Source organism: Pseudoalteromonas sp. SIMBA_162 (assembly GCF_046535955.1).
GTDB lineage: Bacteria > Pseudomonadota > Gammaproteobacteria > Enterobacterales > Alteromonadaceae > Pseudoalteromonas > Pseudoalteromonas marina.
Genome location: NZ_JAWJBQ010001267.1, coordinates 1 through 234 on the forward strand (window position 1 = coordinate 1; position 234 = coordinate 234).

The following is a 234-nucleotide window of genomic DNA, read 5'->3' on the forward strand; positions in this document are numbered from 1 at the left end:
CTAAACAACGCTGCCTATCTTCTGCATGTGCATCGCCTGTAATAGCGATAATTGGAACCCGTGTATCTGCCCCCATTACACTTTCGCGAATGCGTATAGTACATTCATAACCGTCCATATTAGGCATGTGACAGTCCATTAAAATTAAATCAAACACATTATTTTTTAATGTTTTAAGCGCTCCTAAGCCGTCGTTTGCCATTGTAATAGTAACAGCTGTTGGCGCTAACATAT

The 234-nt window shown here is 40.2% G+C and carries 1 protein-coding gene; it reads right to left on the reverse strand.

What is annotated here, in order from left to right; all coding sequences use genetic code 11:
• Positions 1–234, reverse strand: a 234-nt coding sequence (locus tag R0J88_RS23710) for a response regulator (RefSeq protein ID WP_410901415.1), incomplete at both ends; no start/stop codon positions are given.